This window comes from Moorena sp. SIO4A1 (genome assembly GCF_010672065.1).
Taxonomy (GTDB): Bacteria; Cyanobacteriota; Cyanobacteriia; order Cyanobacteriales; family Coleofasciculaceae; genus Moorena.
In genome coordinates this window covers 1-3,005 of record NZ_JAAHHX010000217.1, presented here as the reverse complement: position 1 = coordinate 3,005, position 3,005 = coordinate 1, and the positions used below count along the sequence as shown (strand labels likewise).

2 protein-coding genes are annotated in these 3,005 nt (G+C 42.6%); both read left to right on the top strand.

Going from position 1 to position 3,005, the window contains the following annotated elements:
- A partial coding sequence (locus F6K53_RS36395) for a hypothetical protein (RefSeq protein WP_293084319.1) occupies positions 1-1,313 on the top strand: 1,313 nt, incomplete at its 5' end.
- A gap of 578 nt (positions 1,314-1,891) precedes the next feature.
- Positions 1,892-2,923 carry an HlyD family efflux transporter periplasmic adaptor subunit gene (locus tag F6K53_RS36390; RefSeq protein WP_293074935.1) on the top strand — a complete coding sequence of 344 codons (1,032 nt, stop codon included), beginning with the start codon at positions 1,892-1,894 and terminating at the stop codon, positions 2,921-2,923.
- Positions 2,924-3,005: the final 82 nt, after the last annotated feature.

The following is a 3,005-nucleotide window of genomic DNA, read 5'->3' as shown; positions in this document are numbered from 1 at the left end:
ATGGACGCAACACGGACAATCTCCGGGCAATGCGAGAGATTTCCGTTTATCTGATGGCGGAGGAAACCGGAAATGAAGAGACTAGGCGTCTGTATAAAAAGAAAATTCAGCGCTATGTCTGGGCGCTCTACAACATTGGTATGGGAGAGTGGGATTCAGAGACTTACCATGGTCACACCTTTGCGGCTTATCTAAATCTCTACGACTTTGCGAAGGAGCCGGAGGTGAAACAACTGGCGAAAGCGGCTCTAGATTGGATGTCAGCGGCGGCAGCAGTGAAATATTATCGAGGTGGTTTTGGCGGACCGACTAAGCGGGATTACGGCAAAAGTAATGTGGTATACGGAGCCAGTGCTGCCCGTCTGTTCTGGCTTTATTTTGGCGATGTTACCTTAGTGAATCCTAAGCCAGAACGGGATGTAATTCACGTAATTACTAGCGCCTATCGACCTCCCCAGGCGGTGGTAAAGTTAGCTCGTAAGCAGTTTCAGAAGCCTGTGGAAATCCTGGCTAGTAAACCAGTCTATGAAAATTGGAAAGCTGGAGGTGAGGACAAACCAGGATATTGGGAAACCACCTTCTTTGGTCATACCTATCAGTTGGGGAGTTTGGCGGGTGAGTTCCCCGATGGTGATGTCGGACCATTCAAGCTAATGGCATACAATCAAGAGCGGGGTGTAGATTTTTTTGTTGCTAATACTGGTGGTGATTGGGTGAAGCCAGGAAAAAATCAGGGCGACCAAGTTGGGCAATACCGTAACCTAGTTCTTTGGTTAAGACCAGCTACGGATAGACCATTCTTTTTCCAATTACCTAAGACGGCTCAAGCAGAAATAGAAGATGGGATTTGGTTCTTTAAACTGGAGAAAACCTGGTTAGCGATTCGCTCGATTAATTTGGATACCTATACTGAGGTGGCTATACCCAACCAGAAATTCGCCCAGCTCTATAGTCAGGAAAAAACTCTGAAGGCAACACCCCTAGGCAATAGCTATGCTGGCTTTGCTCTAGAAGTAGGAGAGGAGGAATCTCATGGTAACTATGAGGATTTTAAACAGGCAGTTAAGACAAAAAGTCAGTTAGATTTACGTGAAATTGCCATAGGTAAAGTGCAGTGGATTGGTAGCACTGGTGAGAGTCTTAAACTGACCTACAATCCTAAAAATGACTTGCCAAGTCTGACGCGAAATGGGATAAAACATGACTGGTCAAAACACCTTGATCTGTACAAACCAGTTAATGGGAATGGACCAATTTCTCTAGGTTGGAAAATAGGTAATCTCCGGGTTGACGCAGGTGATTTGGTGTTTTAAAATTGAGTATTAAGTGTTGATTTATCGCTAAATATTCCCTAAGAGGATGTCTGAAACCAATAGTCAGCACTGCGGTAATACAAGTCATTTTTTAACGAATAACGTTGATTATATAAGTCATTATTCTGGAGTCTAGACTAACTGGTGTTGAAGGAGTTGTAATGCCTTCAGCGCACCCTCGTTGGTTAGGTTTGGTGCCCATAGAATCACAAGGTTAGTATTTTAAATACAATCGGTGAAGCAAATACCATTAGCCCCCTACTAGGGTGACTGATAGGAAACTTGTCAGACATGTTATAGCGCTACGCGCAAGGCAATAGGCATGCTAGCAATAGGCAATAGTTTCCTAGAACAGCTTTTGCTGCTTGTATCAATGTCCTACCCTTAATGGTTAGTGCTATAAGTTAAAATTTTAGTCCCCATTTATTTGTGATAAACAAAAAAAATAAGTCTTTATGGATAAATCTCTATTTTTAGATCATCAATAAAATGCCAAAAATCAGGAAACTATCAAGCCGAAGCGGCAAATTTATCCTTTACTACTGAGCCTATTGGGTTTAATCCTAGCTGGGATAGCTGTGTCAAGCAAGTATTTTGTATCAACATCCCAAGATAGAACAATCCCACTAAGTGGTCGGATTGAGGGGGACGAAACTGATATTGGGACGAAAGTTGGAGGTAGAGTTAATTTTGTAGCTGTGCAGGAAGGGAAAGAAGTAAACAAAGATCAGAACATTGTGCGGCTTGACGATCAAGAAATTCAAGCTCAGTTAAAAGGTGCTACTGCTCGTTTAGTTTCTGCTCAGCAACAGGAACTTAAAGCCCGTCTGCAAATCAATTTAGTCGAAAGTCAAATTCTGGAGGTGCAGCTAAATCTCAAAAAAGCACAAGAAGATACCAGAGGTCAAGTCTTACAAGCTGAGGCATCAGTTGCAGCTAATGTTGCTCAACTTAATCAAGCGTTTGCTAAGTTAGAAGAAGCTCAATCTGAATTAAACTTAGCAAAAGCTAATCGCGATCGCTTTGCTCAATTGGTGGAGCAGGGAGCCGTAAGCAAACAACGATTTGACCAAGCTCAGACAACGTTTGAAAAAGCCCAAGCAACTGTTAAAGCAAGTCAAGCATCAGTTAATGCTATCGGCAAATTAGTAAATGTAGCACAGGGTCAGTTAGTACAAGCCCAAACCTCTACTCTCAACCCAGAGATTATCAACGCTCAACTGAGCAGATTACAAACTCAGTTAGCCCAGGCTCGTTTACAACTGGCTATGGTTCAAGCTGAAGTTGAGATTGCCAAAGCTTTCCAACAAGAGATTAAAAGCAAAATAAGTGATCTGAAAATTGCCAGTCCCATTGATGGTGTGGTTATTACTCGTCTGGTTGAACCGGGAGAAATAGTTAGTGCTGGTCAAACACTCTTAACGGTGATCGATCCCAACAATGTTTATCTACGAGGATACGTTCCTCAAGGAGATATTGGCAAAATTCGAGTAGGACAGAAAGCTAAGGTATTTCTTGATTCAGACCCAGATCAACCTTTAAGTGCTACAGTGACTACTATTGATAGGGCAATCGCATCTAAATCAGGAAAACCAACGAAGCTAAAGTGATTGGACTTGTTTTCCACAATATTTCTCATTTTTGGTTGGTTAAAGGAGCATGCCAACGGGGTCGGAACAATCTGGCGGCATG